This window comes from Desulfurobacterium sp. TC5-1, assembly GCF_000421485.1.
GTDB lineage: Bacteria > Aquificota > Aquificia > Desulfurobacteriales > Desulfurobacteriaceae > Desulfurobacterium_A.
Genome location: NZ_ATXC01000003.1, coordinates 1 through 2972, shown reverse-complemented (window position 1 = coordinate 2972; position 2972 = coordinate 1). Strand labels below are relative to the sequence as shown.

Genomic DNA, 2972 nt, shown 5'->3' with positions numbered 1-2972 from the left:
ACAGGCCGAGGTGCTAAGGGCGCACGGTGGATGCCTTGGCGCCAGCAGGCGAAGAAGGGCGTGGTAAGCTGCGAAAAGCCCCGGCGAGGCGCAAACGGCTGAAGACCCGGGGATGCCCGAATGGGGAAACCCGGCAGGCACATAGCCTGTCACCCTACCGTAAGGTAGGGGGCGAGACCTCCCGAACTGAAACATCTCAGTAGGGAGAGGAAAGGAAATCAACCGAGACTCCCTTAGTAGCGGCGAGCGAACGGGGAAGAGCCCAAACCTGGTGAGTGTTAAAGCTGGCAGGCGTTGCTCACTGGGGGTAGCGGGACATACCTGGAGGAGGCTGCCACCTCCTCGGGGAGTTACAAAAGACCTGGGTAGCCGAATGGTCTGGAAAGGCCAGCCGTAGAAGGTGAAAGCCCTGTAGGCGAAACCCGGGTCTCTCCCTGGGGTATGATCCCAAGTACCGCGGGACACGAGGAATCCTGCGGGAATCAGGGGGGACCACCCTCCAAGGCTAAGTACTCGCTGGCGACCGATAGCGCATAGTACCGAGAGGGAAAGGTGAAAAGAACCCCGGGAAGGGGAGTGAAAGAGAGCCTGAAACCGTGTGCCTACAAGCGGTCGGAGCCCTTTTTACAAGGGTGACGGCGTACCTTTTGCGTAATGGGCCAGGGAGTTACTCTCAGCGGCGAGGCTAAGCCGTGAGGTGGAGCCGTAGGGAAACCGAGTCCGAACAGGGCGAATAGTCGCTGGGAGTAGACCCGAAACCGTACGATCTATCCATGGCCAGGTTGAAGTCCGGGTAACACCGGATGGAGGACCGAACCCACCAGTGCTGAAAAACTGGGGGATGAGCTGTGGATAGGAGTGAAAAGCTAATCGAGTACGGAGATAGCTGGTTCTCCCCGAAATAGCTTTAGGGCTAGCCTCACGGAAGAGTCTGCTGGAGGTAGAGCTACTGGTAGGGCTAGGGCCCCGAGAGGGGTACCGACCCCTGCCAAACTCCGAATGCTGGCAGATGCTCCGTGGGAGTCAGACCGTGGGGGATAAGCTCCATGGTCGAGAGGGAAAGAGCCCAGACCGCCAGCTAAGGTCCCCAAGTGATGGCTAAGTGGTAAAGGAAGTGTGCTCGCTAAGACAGCCAGGAGGTTGGCTTAGAGGCAGCCATCCTTTAAAGAGTGCGTAACAGCTCACTGGTCGAGCGAGCATGCGCCGAAAATGTAGCGGGGCTCAAGCCATCCACCGAAGCTGCGGGATGTGACATGAGTCACATCGGTAGGGGAGCGTTCCCTGCGGGCTGAAGCTACGCCGGGAGGCGTGGTGGACTGCAGGGAAGTGAAAATCCTGGCATGAGTAGGCGATAAGGAAGGTGAGAAGCCTTCCCGCCGAAAGCCCAAGGATTCCAGGGGAAGGCAAGTCCGCCCTGGGTTAGCCGGCCCCTAAGGCGAGGCCGAAAGGCGTAGCCGATGGGAAGCGGGTCAACAATCCCGCGCCACTCCGGTGGAGCGACGGGGGTGACGCAGGAGGATAGCCCGACCCGGTCGATGGTAGAGCCGGGCCAAGGTAGTAGGGGGAGGGCGCAGGCAAATCCGCGCCCTCGTTAACCCCGAGAACTGACGGGGAGGCGCAGAAGCGCCGAAGCGGGCGAATCCACACTGCCGAGAAAGAACCTCTAAGCGACGAAGCCGGAGTGACCGTACCGCAAACCGACACAGGTGGGCGGGTGTAAAAGCACCAAGGCGTTCGGGGGAACCCTCCATAAGGAACTCGGCAAAATGACCCCGTAACTGCGGGAGAAGGGGGGCCTTTGGGAGTGTAGGGCATTACGCCTGAAGCTCCTGGAGGCCGCAGAGAATAGGCGGTGGCGACTGTTTACCAAAAACACAGGTCTCCGCAAACTCGGAAGAGGACGTATGGGGACTGCAACCTGCCCAGTGCCGGAAGGTTAAGGGGAAGGGTGCAAGCCCTGAACCGAAGCCCCGGTAAACGGCGGCCGTAACTATAACGGTCCTAAGGTAGCGAAATTCCTTGTCGGGTAAGTTCCGACCTGCATGAATGGTCCAACGACTGCCGCACTGTCTCATGGAGGGTCCCGGCGAAATTGTAGTCTGGGTGAAGATGCCCAGTACCCGTGGCAGGACGGAAAGACCCCGTGAAGCTTTACTGCAACCTGGCATTGCCATCTGGTCTGGACTGCGCAGGATAGGTGGGAGCCTGGGAAGTCCGCCCTCTGGGGTGGATGGAGGCGCCGGTGAGATACCACCCTGTCCAGATTAGGTGGCTAACCTAGGGCACTGGAGCGTGCTCGGGGACAGTGTCAGGCGGGCAGTTTGACTGGGGCGGTCGCCTCCTAAAAGGTAACGGAGGCGCCCAAAGGTCCCCTCAGCGCGGTCGGCAATCGCGCGTAGAGTGCAAGGGCATAAGGGGGCTTGACTGCGAGACTGACAAGTCGAGCAGATGCGAAAGCAGGGCCTAGTGACCCGGCGGTTCTGAGTGGAAGGGCCGTCGATCAACGGATAAAAGCTACTCCGGGGATAACAGGCTGATCGGTCCCGAGAGCTCACATCGACGGACCGGTTTGGCACCTCGATGTCGGCTCGTCGCATCCTGGGGCTGAAGCAGGTCCCAAGGGTTGGGCTGTTCGCCCATTAAAGCGGCACGCGAGCTGGGTTCAGAACGTCGTGAGACAGTTCGGTCCCTATCCGCCACGGGCGCAGGAGGCTTGAGGGGAGCTGCTCCTAGTACGAGAGGACCGGAGTGGGGGCACCTCTGGTGTACCAGCTGTGGTGCCAACCGCACCGCTGGGTAGCCAAGTGCCCATGGGATAACCGCTGAAGGCATCTAAGCGGGAAGCCCACCCCAAGATGAGGCCTCCCTTGACCGTAAGGTCAGTAAGGCCCCTGGGAGACTACCAGGTTGATAGGCTGCAGGTGGAAGCCCGGTAACGGGTGGAGCTGAGCAGTACTAATCGGCCGAGAGCC

At 60.3% G+C, this 2972-nt stretch carries 1 rRNA gene; it reads left to right on the top strand.

The window, feature by feature from the left end:
• Window positions 1-3 precede the first annotated feature (3 nt).
• Window positions 4-2972: ribosomal RNA gene (locus tag H153_RS0108775) — 23S ribosomal RNA — on the top strand; the annotation flags it as partial.